The sequence below is a fragment of the Paraburkholderia sp. SIMBA_053 genome, from assembly GCF_046534895.1.
Taxonomy (GTDB): Bacteria; Pseudomonadota; Gammaproteobacteria; order Burkholderiales; family Burkholderiaceae; genus Paraburkholderia; species Paraburkholderia caledonica.
Genome location: NZ_JAWRXU010000002.1, coordinates 169,901 through 186,715, shown reverse-complemented (window position 1 = coordinate 186,715; position 16,815 = coordinate 169,901). Strand labels below are relative to the sequence as shown.

The 16,815-nt window shown below is 63.0% G+C and carries 16 protein-coding genes and 1 riboswitch; of the genes, 9 read left to right on the top strand and 7 right to left on the bottom strand.

Annotation, left to right across the window (positions count from 1 at the left end; translation table 11 throughout):
- Positions 1–220 precede the first annotated feature (220 nt).
- The gene (locus SB753_RS07395) at positions 221–2,254 is read left to right on the top strand and encodes an FAD-dependent oxidoreductase (protein ID WP_410799798.1); all 2,034 of its coding nucleotides are present in this window, start codon (positions 221–223) and stop codon (positions 2,252–2,254) included.
- Between the two features lie 69 nt (positions 2,255–2,323).
- Here the strand turns inward: SB753_RS07395 and SB753_RS07390 are convergent, their stop codons facing one another.
- From SB753_RS07390 to SB753_RS07370, 5 genes are all read right to left on the bottom strand, one after another.
- On the bottom strand, positions 2,324–3,253 hold the full coding sequence (locus SB753_RS07390; protein WP_020065430.1) for an EamA family transporter: 930 nt from the start codon (positions 3,251–3,253) through the stop codon (positions 2,324–2,326).
- A gap of 423 nt (positions 3,254–3,676) precedes the next feature.
- On the bottom strand, positions 3,677–3,922 hold the full coding sequence (locus SB753_RS07385) for a pentapeptide MXKDX repeat protein (protein ID WP_410799796.1): 246 nt from the start codon (positions 3,920–3,922) through the stop codon (positions 3,677–3,679).
- A gap of 113 nt (positions 3,923–4,035) precedes the next feature.
- Positions 4,036–4,827 carry a molybdopterin-dependent oxidoreductase gene (locus SB753_RS07380; RefSeq protein ID WP_020065428.1) on the bottom strand — a complete coding sequence of 264 codons (792 nt, stop codon included), beginning with the start codon at positions 4,825–4,827 and terminating at the stop codon, positions 4,036–4,038.
- 32 nt (positions 4,828–4,859) lie between these two features.
- Complete coding sequence (locus tag SB753_RS07375) at positions 4,860–5,498, bottom strand: cytochrome b/b6 domain-containing protein (RefSeq protein ID WP_027775488.1); 639 nt, start codon at positions 5,496–5,498, stop codon at positions 4,860–4,862.
- Positions 5,499–5,524: 26 nt separating this feature from the next.
- Positions 5,525–6,379 (bottom strand): DUF1223 domain-containing protein, encoded by an 855-nt coding sequence (locus SB753_RS07370; RefSeq protein ID WP_410799794.1) that lies wholly within the window; start codon positions 6,377–6,379, stop codon positions 5,525–5,527.
- A 557-nt stretch (positions 6,380–6,936) separates the two neighbouring features.
- Here SB753_RS07370 and SB753_RS07365 point away from each other — a divergent pair.
- The 6 genes from SB753_RS07365 (at position 6,937) to SB753_RS07340 (ending at position 14,000) form a co-directional block, all read left to right on the top strand.
- Positions 6,937–7,356 carry a GreA/GreB family elongation factor gene (locus tag SB753_RS07365; protein WP_020065425.1) on the top strand — a complete coding sequence of 140 codons (420 nt, stop codon included), beginning with the start codon at positions 6,937–6,939 and terminating at the stop codon, positions 7,354–7,356.
- 240 nt (positions 7,357–7,596) lie between these two features.
- Positions 7,597–7,715: riboswitch (TPP riboswitch) on the top strand.
- Positions 7,716–7,806: 91 nt separating this feature from the next.
- Positions 7,807–9,738 carry a phosphomethylpyrimidine synthase ThiC gene (gene thiC, locus SB753_RS07360; protein WP_027775490.1) on the top strand — a complete coding sequence of 644 codons (1,932 nt, stop codon included), beginning with the start codon at positions 7,807–7,809 and terminating at the stop codon, positions 9,736–9,738.
- Positions 9,739–10,003: 265 nt separating this feature from the next.
- Entirely contained in the window at positions 10,004–10,216 is a 213-nt protein-coding gene (locus SB753_RS07355) for a glycine zipper 2TM domain-containing protein (protein ID WP_020065423.1), read from the top strand.
- A 221-nt stretch (positions 10,217–10,437) separates the two neighbouring features.
- Positions 10,438–10,959 carry a hypothetical protein gene (locus SB753_RS07350; protein ID WP_020065422.1) on the top strand — a complete coding sequence of 174 codons (522 nt, stop codon included), beginning with the start codon at positions 10,438–10,440 and terminating at the stop codon, positions 10,957–10,959.
- A gap of 265 nt (positions 10,960–11,224) precedes the next feature.
- Positions 11,225–12,823, top strand: coding sequence for an L-lactate permease (locus SB753_RS07345; protein WP_020065421.1), 1,599 nt, complete (start codon positions 11,225–11,227; stop codon positions 12,821–12,823).
- A gap of 250 nt (positions 12,824–13,073) precedes the next feature.
- A complete protein-coding gene (locus tag SB753_RS07340; protein WP_392392371.1) occupies positions 13,074–14,000 on the top strand; it encodes a DMT family transporter in 927 nt (308 codons plus the stop codon).
- A gap of 162 nt (positions 14,001–14,162) precedes the next feature.
- Here the strand turns inward: SB753_RS07340 and SB753_RS07335 are convergent, their stop codons facing one another.
- Entirely contained in the window at positions 14,163–14,318 is a 156-nt protein-coding gene (locus SB753_RS07335) for a hypothetical protein (protein ID WP_020065419.1), read from the bottom strand.
- 178 nt (positions 14,319–14,496) lie between these two features.
- The gene (gene bamC / locus SB753_RS07330; protein ID WP_087752602.1) at positions 14,497–15,729 is read right to left on the bottom strand and encodes an outer membrane protein assembly factor BamC; all 1,233 of its coding nucleotides are present in this window, start codon (positions 15,727–15,729) and stop codon (positions 14,497–14,499) included.
- Between the two features lie 343 nt (positions 15,730–16,072).
- Between bamC and SB753_RS07325 the strand changes: the two genes are divergently transcribed.
- Both SB753_RS07325 and SB753_RS07320 read left to right on the top strand, forming a co-directional pair.
- Positions 16,073–16,534 (top strand): DUF2844 domain-containing protein, encoded by a 462-nt coding sequence (locus SB753_RS07325; protein ID WP_410799790.1) that lies wholly within the window; start codon positions 16,073–16,075, stop codon positions 16,532–16,534.
- Between the two features lie 21 nt (positions 16,535–16,555).
- Positions 16,556–16,786, top strand: coding sequence for a hypothetical protein (locus SB753_RS07320; RefSeq protein WP_410799788.1), 231 nt, complete (start codon positions 16,556–16,558; stop codon positions 16,784–16,786).
- The last annotated feature ends 29 nt before the right edge of the window (positions 16,787–16,815 follow it).

Here is a 16,815-nt window from a genome sequence, read left to right as displayed (position 1 = left end):
ATCCCTGCGCGCATTACGCCTTTTCAGGGCGCCGCGCGGTCCATTCGATGGACGCACGCAATGAGCAATGGCTGTGCCGCAACCATCGATTTGGCTTATCGAGGCGTGACAATGTCTTACCGGGCAACATCTTGCGAGCATTAGAAGCTTTCCTCAGATGGTGGTCGCGATCGCGCGGTGTATCGTTCGTGCGCATCCCATACTTACAACGGCAGCCTGTATGTCTTACCAACACTTACTCGCGGAGCTGGACCTCGGTTTCACCCGCCTGCGCAATCGCGTTGTGATGGGCTCCATGCATACCGGCATGGAAGACCGCTTCTGGAATTATCCAAAGCTGGCCGCGTATTTTCGTGAGCGAGCGAAGGGCGGCGCTGGTCTGATCGTCACCGGCGGCATCTCGCCGAATCGCGAAGGATGGCTGCTGCCGTTCGGCGGCACGCTCAACTCAGTATTCGATCTGCGCAATCATCGACTGCTCACGCAGGCGGTTCACGAAGAAGGCGGCAAGATCGCGCTGCAGATCCTGCACGCGGGGCGTTACGGGTATCAGCCGCTAGTTGTGTCGGCATCGGCTTTGAAGTCGCCGATCTCGAAGTTCAAGCCGCGCGCGCTGAGCATTGCCGGCATTGCGAAGACGGTGCGCGACTACGCGCGCTGCGCGAAGCTCGCTCAACGCGCGGGCTATGACGGCATCGAGATCATGGGCAGCGAAGGCTACCTGCTCAACCAGTTCCTTTGCCCGCGCACCAACCGGCGCACGGACCGCTACGGCGGCGGCATCGAAAACCGCATGCGGATTGCGCGCGAGATCGTCGAGCGGGTTCGCGAGGTTTGCGGGAAGCGCTTTATCGTCGTGTATCGGCTCTCGCTGATCGATCTGGTGGAAGGCGGCAATACGTGGGATGAAACCGTGCAGGTCGCGCAGGCGCTCGAAGCAGCGGGCGTGACGATGTTCAACACCGGCATCGGCTGGCACGAGGCGCGCGTGCCGACCATCGTCACCTCGGTGCCGCGCGCCGCGTTCGCCGCGCTGAGCGCGCGACTGAAGGCCGCGGTGAAGGTGCCGGTGATCGTCTCGAACCGCATCAACACGCCTGAGGTCGCGGAGGCATTGATCGCCGACGGCGCCGGCGATCTGGTCTCGATGGCAAGACCGCTGCTCGCCGATCCGGAGTTCGTGCTGAAAACCGCCGAAGGACGCGCGCACGAAATCAACACCTGTATTGCGTGCAATCAGGCGTGTCTCGATCATACGTTCAGGAATCAGCGCGCAACCTGCCTCGTCAATCCGCGCGCGGGGCGCGAAACCGAGCTGGTGTATCGACCGCTCGCGGGTCCCCAACTCGTGCGCGCTATCGCGGTGGTCGGTGCGGGACCGGCGGGGCTGTCGGCGGCGACGGTTGCAGCGTCGCGCGGACATCGCGTCACCTTGTTCGATGCAGGCGCAACGATCGGCGGCCAGTTCAATCTGGCCATGCGCGTGCCGGGCAAGGAAGAATTCAGCGAGACGATCCGCTATTTCCAAAGCCAGCTGGAACGGCATTGCGTCGACGTGCGGCTCGGTACGCGCGTCGACCCAGCGCTCCTCGCCGCCGGTGCTTACGACGACATCGTGATCGCAACCGGCATCGTGCCGCGTCGGCCCGCAATCGCGGGTATCGATCTGCCCAATGTTCTGTCGTACGTGGAAGTGCTGCGCGGCGCGCCTGTAGGACGCCGCGTCGCCGTGATCGGCGCGGGAGGCATCGGCTTCGACCTCAGCGAATTCCTGCTGCATCCCACTGGCGAGCCTTTGCCGATGCCGCGCGATGCGTGGCTAGACGAATGGGGTGTCGATCTTTCCGTGAGCGAACGCGGCGGTTTGAAGCCGCCCGCTGCGGCTAGGCCGTTCCGGCAAATCTGGCTGTTGCAACGCAAAGCGGGCAAGCTCGGCACAGGGCTCGGCAAGACTTCGGGCTGGGTGCATCGAGCGACGCTCGCGCGAAACGGCGTGAAGATGCTGGCCGGGGTGTCGTACCTGGAAATCAGCGAGCGCGGTTTGAAGATCGCGCATGGCGGCGTCGAAGAATGGCTGGAGGTCGACAACATCGTCGTGTGTGCAGGGCAGGAATCGCTGCGCGATCTGCATCCGCGGGAACCGGCGGATGCCGGCGGCCCACGCTATCACGTGATTGGCGGCGCGGCGCTCGCCACCGAGCTGGATGCCAAGCGTGCAATCCGCGAAGGCGCGGAACTGGCCGCACGGCTTTGACGCAGGACATCTACGGAAATGGGCGGAGTCGCGTGCGCGCCCTGCCCGTACCGCCGCAGGCGTCGCCTTTCAGGCGAGCCCTTTCTTCCGATAATCGAGCCAGAATGACAAGCCCACGCTGACCAGGATCACGACCGTCGCGATCACCGTCGAGTGCGTAACGGGCTCGCCGAGCAGCAACGCGCCGAGCGCCACCGCAACCACCGGATTCACGTACATGCAACTGCTCGCAATGATCGGGCTCGTATGCCGTATGAGAAAACCGTAGGCGACGTAGGCGGCCATGGTCCCGATCAGCATCAGATAGACGAACGCGAGCAGCGGGAGGAAATGCACTTCGAGCATGCGCTCGCCCGAAACCCAGGCGACCATGGTCGACATTGCGCCGCCAAGGCCGATCTGCAGCGACGTGGACAAAAACAGGTCCGACGGCAGCTTAAGACGCCCCGCGAGATGCGCGCCGCCCGCCCAGAAGAGCGCCCCGCATAGAATCGCGAGACTGCCGCCCGCCGAACCGGGCGCACTGTCGCCATGGCTCAGGATCGCGATACCGACCAGCCCGAGCCCGACCGCGAACCACTCGCCTTTGCCGATCTTGCGTCCCGCCACGGCAGCGATCACCGTCGCAAAGAGCGGCACGGTCGCGACCATTACCGCGGCTGTGCCCGTGCCGACCGTGCGCATGCCGTACGCCAGCATGCCGCTCGACAGCCCGACCAGCATCGTACCGACGAGGCCGGCGTTGCGGATCTCCGCCGCGCTCGGCCAAACCGGATTGCGGCGAGCCGCGAAAACGAACAGCCCGACGCCCGCGAAAAGATTGCGCAGGCCGGACATCAGCAACGGCGGAAACGAGCCTAGCGCAACATGGACTGCAAGATAGGTCGAGCCCCACACCACATAAACGACGCCGAGCGCGAGCGCGATCTGCCCGTTGCGCGACTGCGGCAGACGGATCGGGAAACCACGAGAAAACCGGCTTGGAAGTTCCAGCGACATCGTTTCAACCCGCCCATGCCGTTCGAGGCGCCCGCTGGGGGGACGGCGGACACCGCATCGGCGATGCGGTCAGGCGGGCGAGGCTGGCAGACATGGTGGTGGAGCGAAGTACGAAGGTTGGCTAACAGAGAAAGCCAGACGGGACATGCAACGCCGCGCCGGTCGAGCGGTGGCTCTGGCGGATTCGCGGCTGACACGCGCCGAATTCGTGGCGCGCATCGCATTATGCAGTAAGCGCCCACCGCGCCATGCGAAAGAATCGTAACTTTTGGTGCGCATGCAACAAAAAGCCGGGGCGTAACCGCACCCCGGCTTTCTGTCTGGATTTGAGCGCCAAGCGCCGCTTCATGCAACGTGCATCGGAACCACCCGGGCGGCGCAAGCCGCACCGGGCACGCAAAATAAGCGGCTATGGCGGCCCGCCTAGTTGCTCATCGCGCCCGACGCGTCGTGTTTCATGCCCATTGCGTCGCCTTTTTTCATCTTGTCGTGCTTCATTGTGTCCTTCTTCATGTGGTCTTTCGACATGCCGTCCTTGGACATGGAATCTTTCGACATCGAATCATGCGACATCGAATCGTTGGACATCGCGCCGCTTGCCTGCGCGAATGCGGCGCCGCCGCTCATCAGAAAGGTGACGGCCACTGCTGCGATTGCAAATTTCTTCATGGGATAACTCCGTTTGTTGTGGATCAATCGAACCGGCCGTAGCCGGCGTATTTCCGAAGCTTCTGCCGCCCGGGGTCGCGCATGCGCGCGGCGCATGCGGCGACCCGCGCGCGTCAGGAGCCTCCGAACCAGTTGTAGCCCTGGTCGACCCAATAGCCGCCAGGATACGTGTTGGTGACGAACATCTCGACGATGTGCTTCGGGTTCTTGTAGCCGAGCTTGGTCGGCATGCGCAGCTTCATCGGGAAGCCGTATTTCGCGGGCAGGCGCTCGCCGTCGTACGAAAACGTGAGCAGCGTCTGCGGGTGCAGCGCGGTGGGCATGTCGATGCTTTCGTAGTAGTCGTCCGCGCATTTGAAGCCGACGTACTTCGCACTCGTGTCCGCGCCGATGCGACGCAGAAAATCGCCGAACGGCGTGCCGCCCCAACGACCTATCGCGCTCCACCCTTCCACGCAGATATGCCGTGTGATCTGCTCCGCGTGCGGCAGCGCGTACAACTCCGGCAAGCTCCAGACGCGCTGGCCGGTCACGAGGCCGCTGATTTTCAGCTTGTAGCCGGAAGCGTCGACCTGCGGCACCTCGTCGACACCGTAGTAGGCATTGAATGGAAACGGCCGCGTGATCTGCGCTTCGGTGTAAGTCGGCGCCAGCTGTCTCGGATCGAACAGCGCGGCTTGCGCGCGATCGTTCAGGCGCGAGACGGCAGTGAGAAACTTGTTGACCGATTCGTCGTCGGTCAGCGAGCAGCCGGTCAGCATCGACAAACCGCCAAGCGACAGTAGCTGCTTGCCGAAGAGACGCCGCGACGGCATCGAAAGCTCGCGCCTGACGTCGATCAGGATCGACTCGCGGTCCAGTTTGCCAGCGACATTCGTCGCAGCGTTTTTAATGAGCTTGTTCATGATTCGGTATCCGTAACATTCGCGCGAAGCATTTATCGACCGCGCAACATGGCAAGCAGCGAGCGAGGCACGAGCGCAACCATCGCCAGATGAACGACGATGAACGCGGCCATCAGCGCCATCGCGCAGAAGTGGACGATGCGGGCGTTGTCGTAGCCGCCCATCAACTCGCGCAGCAGCGGGAACTGCACCGACTTCCAGATCGCGAGCCCAGACAGCACCAGCACGAGCAGATCGAGGACGACGAACAGGTAGGCGAATTTCTGCACCGCGTTGTAGACCCGCAAGTCCGCGTGCGACAGCTTGCCGGTCAACGCGGCGATGAAATCGTGCAACACCGCGCGCGGCGAGACCGGCAAGAACTTGCGGAAGAAACGTCCGGTCGCAAGGTTCAGCGCGAGATACGCGAGGCCGTTGAAAACCAGCAGCCACATCGCTGCGAAATGCCATTGCAATGCGCCGCCGAGCCAACCGCCGAGCGTGATTTCCGTCGGAAAACGGAACGCGGGAAAGACCGGCGACGCGTCGTAAATGCGCCATCCCGACAGCATCATGACGATCGCCGCGAGTGCGTTGAGCCAATGCGTGATGCGCACCCATACCGGATGTATCACGCCGCTGGAGGGCGCGGCAGGCGGTGCGCTGTCGCGAACAACATGAGGCGTTGCCATGGGAATCTCCGTTGATTGACGCGAGCTCAATGGCAGGCAGCCAGTTCGGCCACCTGCAGCACGTCGCCGGTTGCTGCGTTCTGGACAAAAGCAACTACGCCGAATCTGTCGGTCGACGCGTTTGCGTTCCTGTTGGTATCGGCATTGGTATCGGCATCGTCGAAACGAATGTCGCGAGTAATCTGCGCATTGCCGCCGACGAGCGGCACCGGCCCGATCCATTGCCGCACCACTCGTTCGTGATGCAATGTCGCGCCGCGGTTTTCGCCGGCGCCGACCTGCGAGCTCAGCGAGTTTTCATACACCGCGACGTAGGCATCGAGCGGCCCGGCGGTATCGGCAGCCTTGCTGTCAAAGCGCGCTGCGACGTTGAATGCGCCGCCCGTCTGCGGCTTCAGTTCGAGGGCGACATTCGCTCGTGCCGGCTCAGCCACGAGCTTGCCCACGCGACCTTCGAAACTGTCGCGTTGCGACCAGCTTCGCAACTCGCGCCCCGCCACGAAAACTTCAGGCGTGTAGATGGTGTGGCCGCCCGCAAGATCGGTGAGCGTCTGCTGACGTTCCGTGAAGCGGTGCTGCGAGAAGCGATCCGTCCAACCGAGGCTGTTCCAGTAGTCGACGTGCAGCGCCAGAGGCACGATGCTTTGCGTCGAACCGCTGTGCTTCCATTGGCTGAGCCACTGGTCGGCGGGCGGACAGCTATTGCACCCTTCGCTGCTGTACAACTCGACGAGTGCAACGCGATGCGCTGGACTACGCGCGCTGCACATCGCGCCGGCTGCATTTGCCAGACCGCTTGCGGACAACATGGCTATTGCACTGAAGACTGCAACGGCTCGAACGAACGGTCGGCGTGCGCGGCGCATAACGATTGATTGCATGACCTGCTCCTATCGGGATCTGCACGTTTGTCGATGCGCGCAGCAGGTTATGACAGTCCCCCGCAAATTTTTTTGCCTGACGTTTGCACGCGTGTTCATCGCATCACCGTTTGGCGCGGCCCGACTTACAGCGGCGAAATGTTCGCGAAGGTCGTTGAAAGACGCCGTGCTAACATGCCCTTAATCACTGCGCCGCTCGCTGTCGTCACAGTCATCGTCAGCTACAAGCGGCGCGTCGCCCATCTCCACTCGACAACTGCCGGCCCTTCAATGCGTTCTCCGACTTCACGCGCCCACATTCGCTTGCGCCCCCGCCGCGCAAGTGGATGCGCGCGCGTGCAGTTCGCGCCGCATTCCGCCGAGGAGCCGTCGCGAACGCTTCCGCCAGAAACGCTTCCGCTTCTCGCCGCCCGGCGCCCCACCTGACGCAGCTCGCTTCCTTGCCTGAAGCCGCGTCGTCCCCAAGGGGACTTTCGGGGCGCCGGGCCGATCACATCCGCATGATGTTTCCTCACACAGATTGCAGCCATATTGCAGATCGAATTGGAGTAGCCGCCGTGAAAACGACCAGAAGGACCAAGCAGTGTTACCTCACCGAACTCGACGTCGCCCGTCTTGAGAAGCACGCCGCTGCACCCGGCGCGGACGCACGTTTGCACGACATGCTCGACGACGTACTGGAGCGCGCGGTTATCGTCGATTCGCGCGAGATTCCGGCCAACGTGGTCACGATGAACTCGCAGGCGACGCTCGTCGACGAAAGCAGCGGTGAGCACATGACCTGGACCGTCGTCTATCCGCCCGACGCCGACTTCGCGCATGGCCGCCTGAATGTGTTCTCGCCAGTCGGCCTTGCGCTTCTCGGCGCGAAACGCGGCGAGCAGATCCGCTTCGTGCCGCCAAGCGGTGCCGAAAAGGTGCTGAAGCTCGAAAAGATCCTGTACCAGCCCGAAGCCTCGGACGATTTCACGCTGTAAGCAAACAGGCCGCGTGGCATAAGTGCTGCAGCGCGTCATACGCGGCACGCCCGTCAATACAAGGATAGTGCGCAAATAGCGGATCGGCGGGCTGCGACGCGATGCGACGTCTTGCGCTTTCGCTCCCGCATATAGCCCCGGCCCGCAAGGGCGCTGCGCTTCGCGCACGACGCACATACCGATCGCACACAGCATTGCAGACGGGTTGCCAAGCGGCGCCCGCCCGGTGTATCGTGTGCGCTGCTAACGCGGGGGTCCTGCGATGCACGGGAGTTGGAGGTCCGTGCCACGTGGGTGAGAAATACCCTTTGAACCTGATCTGGATAATGCCAGCGCAGGGAAGCGTACGGATTTCGCACTCCAGCCCTTGTGCCTCATCTCTCGCGAATTCCGACTACTTCCGTCTCGTCTCCTGCTTAGCGGCCCACATTGCTTTGACGGAGAACACGCATGAACGCCAACCCGAAGTTTCTTTCCGCCGACGCCCACGTCGACGAAGCCGCCGTCGCGCCGCTGCCGAATTCCCGCAAGGTCTACGTGACCGGCTCGCGCCCCGACATCCGCGTGCCGATGCGCGAAATCACGCAATCAGACACGCCAGACAGCTTCGGCGGTGAAAAGAATCCGCCCGTCTACGTCTACGATACGTCGGGTCCCTACTCCGATCCCGAAGCGAAGATCGACATCCGCGCCGGCTTGCCCGCGCTGCGTCAGCGCTGGATCGAAGAACGCGGCGATACGGAACCGCTCTCCGGCCTCACGAGCGACTACGGCCGCGAGCGCGCCGCCGATCCCGCGACCGCCGAATTGCGCTTTCAAGGCCTGCATCGCACGCCGCGCCGTGCGATGCCCGGCAAGAACGTGTCGCAGATGCACTACGCGCGCAAAGGCATCATTACGCCGGAAATGGAGTACATCGCGATTCGCGAGAACCAGCGCCGCGCGGAATATCTCGAGACGCTGAAGACAAGCGGTCCGAACGGCGAAAAGCTCGCCGCCATGATGGGCCGTCAGCATCCGGGCCAGGCGTTCGGTGCGAGCGCGTTTGGTCCGAACGGCCTCACCGAAATCACGCCGGAATTCGTGCGCGACGAAGTTGCGCGCGGCCGCGCGATCATCCCGAACAACATCAATCACCCGGAAAGCGAGCCGATGATCATCGGCCGCAACTTCCTCGTGAAGGTGAATGCGAACATCGGCAACTCGGCGGTGACATCTTCGATCGGCGAGGAAGTCGACAAGATGACGTGGGCCATCCGCTGGGGCGGCGACACGGTGATGGATCTGTCGACCGGCAAACACATTCACGAAACGCGCGAGTGGATCATCCGCAATTCGCCGGTGCCGATCGGCACGGTGCCGATCTATCAGGCGCTCGAAAAGGTCAACGGCAAGGCCGAGGACCTTACGTGGGAGATCTTCCGCGACACGCTGATCGAACAGGCCGAGCAAGGCGTCGATTACTTCACGATTCATGCGGGCGTGCGTTTGCAGTATGTGCCGCTAACCGCCAAGCGCATGACCGGTATCGTGTCGCGCGGCGGTTCGATCATGGCGAAGTGGTGCCTCGCGCATCACAAGGAAAGCTTCCTGTACGAGCATTTCGAAGACATCTGCGAAATCATGAAGGCGTATGACGTGGCCTTCTCGCTCGGCGACGGCCTGCGTCCCGGCTCGATTTACGACGCGAACGACGAAGCGCAACTCGGCGAATTGAAGACGCTCGGCGAGCTTACGCAGATCGCATGGAAGCACGACGTGCAGACGATGATCGAAGGCCCCGGCCACGTGCCGATGCAGTTGATCAAGGAGAACATGGACCTGCAACTCGAATGGTGTGACGAAGCGCCGTTCTACACGCTCGGGCCGCTCACCACCGACATCGCTCCCGGTTACGATCACATCACGTCGGGCATCGGCGCGGCAATGATCGGCTGGTTCGGCACCGCCATGCTCTGCTACGTGACGCCGAAGGAACACCTGGGCTTGCCGAACAAGGACGACGTGAAGACCGGCATCATCACGTACAAGCTCGCCGCGCACGCCGCCGATCTGGCGAAGGGCCATCCGGGCGCGCAGGTGCGTGACAATGCATTGAGCAAGGCGCGCTTCGAATTCCGTTGGGAAGATCAGTTCAACCTCGGTCTCGATCCGGATAAGGCACGCGAATTCCACGACGAAACGCTGCCGAAGGATTCCGCAAAGGTCGCGCATTTCTGCTCGATGTGCGGCCCGCATTTCTGCTCGATGAAGATCACGCAGGACGTGCGCGAATTCGCGGCGCAACAGGGCGTCACCGACGACGAGGCGCTGAAAAAAGGCATGGAAGTGAAATCCATCGAGTTCATGAAGAAAGGCGCCGAGATCTATCAGCGGCAGTAAAAGCCACGCGGTTCTCGCACCGGTGACAGCCGCGCGCGCATTTCGATGCGCGCGCAACGTCTAGCAACACAAAGCCCGCCATTGGCGGGCTTTTTTTCGCCTGCTGTTCAGGTACGGCTCCTGCTACGCGTTGGGAAACATTTGATTACGAAACCGTCAGTCTGCTGACAACCTCATACATCTGGAAACTGTCCACAGCGATAAGATCAATTCAGGAACGCAATACGACAGGCGGCTTCCAATCACAACAAAGGGAGTGAGCATCATGAAATCGATTCGTAAATTGGGTTCGCTCGCGATGATCGTCGCGGTTGTCGCGAGTCTTTCGGCCTGCGAGGGAATGAGTACGCGGCAACGGGATACCGCAATCGGCGCGGGCGTCGGCGGTGCCGCCGGTGCGGTCATTGGAGGCAGTGCGCTTTCCACGCTCGGCGGCGCGGCCGTGGGCGGCGTGATTGGTAATCAGGTCGGCAAGTAAGCTTCGTTACTCCTCAGCGGTGAAACGCGAGCCCGGGTGCAATGCCCTGCTCGCTTTCCGCTGACAAGACGTGCGCCGGGAAATGCCGTAAAACGAGGCGAAATACGCCGTTACGGTTTTGCAATCCTCTTTGCGCCGCGTGAGCGTAAGCTCGTGCAATGACGTACCGACGAAGGCGTCGGCTGCGTCGCTCGCAAGTAGTTTGCATACCGGAGCTCGTCATGAAGTCCCGCCTGATTGACTCTTCTCATCCCGTTCACATGCTGTCGCGGCTCCGCACGCGCCAACGTATTTCTACCAGCGGTTGCATCGGCCGCGTCCGGCTCGCGCTCTGCGGCGCCGCGGGCGCAGTGGTGCTGTCGGGCTGCTATTACCCATACGGTTACTATCCGGGCTACTACCCTGCGTATTACGCGACCGTCCCAGCCAGCGCGGCACAGCGAGAAGTGCCGGTGGGCACGGTGGGCGGCACGGGCACCGATCCGCAGGCCGGGCAGCAACCAATGCAAGGGCAACAGGGGCAACAGGTCGAGCAGCAGCCAGGCTCGTCGTACCCCCCTGCCACCTATGTGGTCGCGCAACCGCCGGTGTACGTTGCGCCCGCTTACCCCGCGTATTATCCGCCGCCGGTTTATCCGCCCTGGTACGGCTACGGCTATCCTGGCTGGTACGGTCCGTCTGTGTCGATCGGCTTCGGCTGGTGGTCGGGCGGACATGGCCATGGGCACGGCTACCATCATTGAACGACTTCAGGTTGAGCGAAGTGATTCTTGCCGGCGCGCGCCGCCGGCAAGAATCAGGGCGACAAGCTTCCGATTGCTCCCGTAGTTTCCCTTCTTGACGTGAGAGCCTCGGGCTCTATGCTTGGTTAAGCCGCACACAGTAACCGTTTAAAAGCGAGCCGACCGGTGGTTTTCTGCGCGGGCGGCGCTCATCCGTCCTGCAGGAGCGACGCGTCCCGTCATTCGCAGTCACGCGTCGATTTCGAACAACAACGAAGGAGACGTGATGTTTCATCAACTACTCACTCCAGTCGGCAATTCCCTGCTTCCGTCGTTCCTAGTCGCGGCATTGCCGATCATCGTCGTGCTGTTGCTGCTCGGCTGGGCGCGCCGGCCTGCATGGCAGGCGTCGCTCGCGGGGCTGATCGTCGGCCTCGTCGTCGCGATTGCCGTGTGGCAGTTTCCAGTGAGGCTCGCGCTGGACTCCGTCGCCGCTGGCGTCGTGTTCGCGTGCTGGCCGGTCATGTGGATCGTGTTCACCGCGATCCTGCTATACAACATCGCACAACGCTCCGGCCGCTTCGCGGCCTTTCGCATGTGGATGATCGACAACCTGCCGAACGACCGGCGCGTCGTGCTGGTCGTGGTGGGCTTTTCGTTCGGCGCGTTGCTGGAGGGAATTTCGGGCTTCGGCACGCCGGTCGCGATCACGAGTTCGCTGCTGATCCTGCTCGGTTTTCCGACGCTCGAAGCACTCACCTTCACGCTGATTTTCAACACGGCGCCCGTGGCATTCGGCGCGCTCGGCGTGCCGATCACGGTGCTCGGCGCAGTCACGCATCTGCCCGCCGATTCGCTCGCAAAAATGGTCGGCCGCCAGTTGCCGTTCTTCGCCTTGCTGTTGCCGTTCTACGTGATCGCCGTCTATGCCGGCTTTCGCAACATGGTGCGCGTCTGGCCGGTGCTGCTGGTTTCAGGCGCCAGTTTCGCGCTCACGCAGTTCGTCGCGTCGAACTACGTCAATTACAGTCTGACCGACGTGTTGTCGTCGATGGTGTCGCTCGTCGTCACGATCGCGTTTCTGCGCGTGTGGAAACCGGCCGTCGATCCCGCGTTCGCGGTCAATATCGACCGCGTCGGCGAAGTGCGCGGCAAGATCGGCGGCAGCCAGGGCTGGTATCCGTGGATCATCGTGTCCGTGGTCGTGATCGTCTGGACCGTGGCGAAAATCTTTTTGATCGGCGACGTCAAAGTGCCTTGGCCAGGCCTCGATAAGGCGGTGTTCATCACCTTGTACAACACACCGTACGGCGCGATCTGGGACTTCCAGCCGCTCGCCACCGGCACGGCGATTCTGGTCGCCGCGATCATCACGAGTCTGGTGGTCGGACTCAGCGCGCGAGATTTCGGCGCGGCGATCGTCGATACGTGGGTGCAGACGCGCATCGCGATTCTCACAGTCGCGACCATCGTCGGGCTCGCCTATCTGATGAACTACTCGGGGCTCACGTACACGCTCGGGCTCGGGGTCGCGTCGGTCGGACCGTTCTTTCCGCTGGTGTCGGCGTTCCTCGGCTGGGTCGCGGTGTTCCTGTCCGGCAGCGACACGTCGGGCAATGCGCTGTTCGGCAACCTGCAAGTGGTTGCGGCCAATCAGTTGAACCTGAACCCCGTTCTGATGGCGGCGACGAACTCCTCGGGCGGCGTGATGGGCAAGATGATCTCGCCGCAAAATATCTCGACAGGCGTGGCAACGACGGACCTCAAAGGCAAGGAAGGCGTGGTATTCGCCAAGACGTTCAAGCATTCGATTCTGTTGACCGTGCTGCTCGGCATTCTGGTTTGGCTCCAGCAGAATGTCCTTCAGGGGATGATTCCGCACTGAACAAGCGTTGGCGTGGCGGGCGCGCTGGCTCGGCGCGCCCGCGCCTCTCTCTCGCGTCGTGAAATCGCAATTTTTCTCACATCAGCGTGAGAATTGCTCGCTTTGCGCGGCTTCCCGCCACGCTTACGATCACGTGTGTCAGACGCCCTCTCCCGAATCTTGCCATTTCATTCCACGCTGAAACGTTTCGTCTTCTCGCGCTGATACGATGCGCAGGCGTCTCGACTCAACCGCGCGCGACGCCATCACAATGAATGCCAAAAATATCGTCCAGTTGCTGATCCTCGCGGCCCTGTGGGGCGCGTCGTTCCTGTTTATTCGCGTCGGCGTAACCGACTTTGGCGTCGCGCCGCTGATGGCGCTGCGCGTCGGCATCGGTGCGGCCTTCCTGATCGCCGTCCTGCTCGCGCGCCGCCCGTTGCAGCAATCGGCGACGATCCTGCGCACGCGCGCTTTTCCGCTGCTCGTGGTGGGTATTCTGAATTCGGCGGCGCCCTTTTGTCTCTTCGCCTATGCGGAGCTGACGCTGTCGGCGGGCGTGACGTCGGTGATCAACGCAACGACACCACTGTGGGGCGGCCTCGTGGCTTTCCTCTGGCTGCGCGACAGGCTGAGCGCGCTGCGCACGCTCGGCCTCGTGATCGGTTTCCTCGGCGTGCTGATGCTGGTCTGGGATCAGATGGCCAGCCCGGGCAGCGCGTCGGCGACGCCGCTGACAACCGCGCTCGCCGCCGGCGCGGCGCTCGGCGCAACGCTGCTGTATGGCATCGCCGCGAATTACACGAAACGTTACCTGACCGGCGTCGACGCGCTCACAGTGGCCGCCGGCACGATGACGGGCGCCACCATCGTTCTGTTGCCGCTCGCGGTGATCTACTGGCCAAGTGCGCCGATCTCGCTGCACGCGTGGGGCGCAGTGCTCGCGCTTGGCGTGGCGTGCACCGGCATCGCCTACATGCTGTTCTTCCACCTGATCGCGGTGGCCGGACCGGCGCGGGCGATCACGGTCACCTTCGTGATCCCGATCTTCGGCATTCTGTGGGGCGCGCTGTTTCTCGGCGAAGGCGTTTCAGCCGGCATGCTCGAAGGCTGCGGCGTGATTCTGGTGGGTACGGCGCTGGCAACGGGCGTCATCAAGCGCTTGCCGTGGGTCGGGACCCGTCACGCGGATACCTGAGGGTTGCGCAACGGGTCGATCAGAGGGGCATTCAGGCGAACGGCAACCCTTGCGGCGCGCCGCCGTGAGGCGTTCGCATCAGGTCAGCGGTAGCGTCTTACCTACCCGCTGCCCTGCGACACGACGCGCCCCCGCTTGACTCCAATCACCCACCGTTTGAATTCAGCGCATCGGCCACCTCGGGCGCAGCGTGCCCGCGTGACGCGTCCGCAGCGCTCGCGGCCGTCGCGACTCCTGCGGATTCAAGGCCGCACCGCACACGAGCGCGAGAACGAGCAAGCTCGCCGCCCACATCCAGTAAGGGATCACGTCGAACATGGCTGTCTCAAGTTGAGCGCCGGTCCACACCGGCCCACTCATCGTGAGCAAGACGTGTGCACGCGGCATCTCGCGTGACGGCAACGTGATCTCATTCGTCGCAAAATAAAAAACCCGCCCGGGAACGGTGTTCCGGACGGGTTTTCAGACAGCCTGCCGCCAGTTGCAGCGGCGCGCGTCAGTGCAGCTGATCGGCCATCAGCGTCATGATCTGCGTGGCCTGCGGGCTTTCGTCGACACCACCTTTGTCGTCGACCACGGCGACGCGGGTCTGGTCAGGCGTCAGCGCCCGCACGTTCACGCGATACTGCTTGGCCACTTTTTCCTTCTTGCCGTGGAATACCTGGCTCCAGAAGCCCTGCTCGGCCGACGACATGTCCTTCGGATCGACGTAACGCACGAAGTACAGGCCGCGGCTCAGATCGCGGTCGTCGACGGTGAAATTGCTGCGGTCGAGCGCGAGGCCCACGCGCAGCCATGCACGGTCGTACGGCTCGCCGAGCGTCAGTTCGTTCGACGACAACTGCGCCGACGCGTTCGCCGCGTCCGGATCGCGCACCGGCTGCTGTGCCGAAAGGGCGACATTCTGTGCCGCAGTGGCCGCAGCCGCCGATTTCGCGCCCGACGTAGCCGCGTTAGGCGCGGTCTGCGCGCCGGCCGGCGACAGTTCTGCTGTCTGGCCGCCGCCCGACTTTGCGCGCGAATCGGCAAGCGCGAGCGCCGCCATCAAGCGCTTCAGGTATTCCTGCTCTAGGCCGGGGTCGTTCGCCTTCGGCTCCCACGTGCTCGAGTCGTTGTTCGTGCCGGTCAGCGCCTCGCGCATGCCCTTCTGGCTGATGAACACGTACGTGCCGCCGTTCGGCGCCGCTTCGAGGCGCGTGCGGTACTTGTTGCGCTCGGAAGTCACGTAGCTGTTGCCCAGCGCCTTGGACAGCGTGCTGCGGATCAAACCGTCGTTGATCTGCGCGTGCGTTTCGTTCCAGTCGGTTTCCATCACGCCCTTGTCGCGCTGGTCGACCACCAGCAGGAAACCCTGCTCCTGCCAGAACCGGCGGATTTGCGGCCACGCGTCTGCCGGCGCCTTGCCGTCGATCACGAGCCAGCTTTCTGTGCCGTCGCGCTGGATATGCATGTTGCTCACGGGCGGCACGACCGCCAGCGTGTTGGCCGCGGGCGCCTGCGCCTGAACCTGACGCAGCGTGGACAGCGAGGTTTCGCCGCCTTGCGGGGGCAGCGAACGCTGATCGGGCGTCTCGTCGATCATGTTCGGCGGGACGGCGAGTGACACCTGTTTCGATTTGGAGTCGCTCTTGTAGTCGACTTTGGTCGGCGACGACGTGCCGCAGCCGGCGACCAGCCCGCCCGCCATCAGCATTACTGCAAACCGCTTGGTAAGACGAAGATCAGTCATGTTCGGGGAATCCTTCCGCTACGCCACGGCAAGTTTCCGTGGATCAACCCGATATTTTACCGATCCCGGCGAGCCCTGTGCAAAAACCGGGGTTTGCCCCGTCCGACGGACTCACCGCAAGCGTCATATTTAACGTTCGGCAAACATTCCGAATGGCCTGTCAGGTGCATGCGACACGTCTGTCAGAACATTGTTTTCAAAGACTCTTTGCAGGCTCGCCGCCCGTCACTTTTGCGATAACACAGGGCCGTGAAACGGGCGCCAGGCTTCGTCAGGAAGCGCGAGTGATATCTTCAAATCGACTTCGCGAGAACAACGAACGCGCCATGCCACGGAGACTGTCATGCCCCAAGCCCATCTCTTTCCCGTCATTACCGCGTCAGCGATTGCCGTCGCGACGCTGTGCGTCAGTGCCCATGCTTGCGCTCAACTGGGCGGTGTGATGCCGCTGCAGCCGACGGGCCACGCCGCGGCGCCGCAAAGCCTGCTGAACGGCGCGCTGCGCCTGCGCACATTGACCGATGCGGGCAACACCGCCATCAACGAATACGCGACGAGCACGGGCGAAATCGTCGCCTATACGTGGCAGGGCCCGACGATGCCCGATCTCGTCGCCCTGCTCGGCAACTACGCCGGCTCTTACCGGGCGGGCGCTGCGGCCGCAATCGACGGCAATCTGCACGCGTCGCGCGTCGCGCGGCCGGACGTGATCGTGGAATCGGGCGGACCCATGCGCGGCTATGCGGGCCGCGCATGGCTACCCGGCGCGTTGCCGCCGGGCGTCACTGCCGACGATCTCCGCTGACGCTGGTCCAGACGCTTCCGGATGGGCCCGGCGCTTGTATCGGTGCTGCTCCAGTTCGAAAGACCATCGGACAACCCGTTCGGCGCCGGCGGACCAACAGAGCCGGACAAGCAACGCGGCCAACGCATGGTCAGCCGCGCAAATCCTGTTGCTGCGCTCGCGCCGGCCTTCAACCCGATTGCGGCAAGCCGCGCCCAGAAGCGCCTCAACTATTCGCCTCAGCGCGCCCGCACCACCAGGCGCCCGGAATAACCAAAACCACTGCCGACCTACGTTGACGC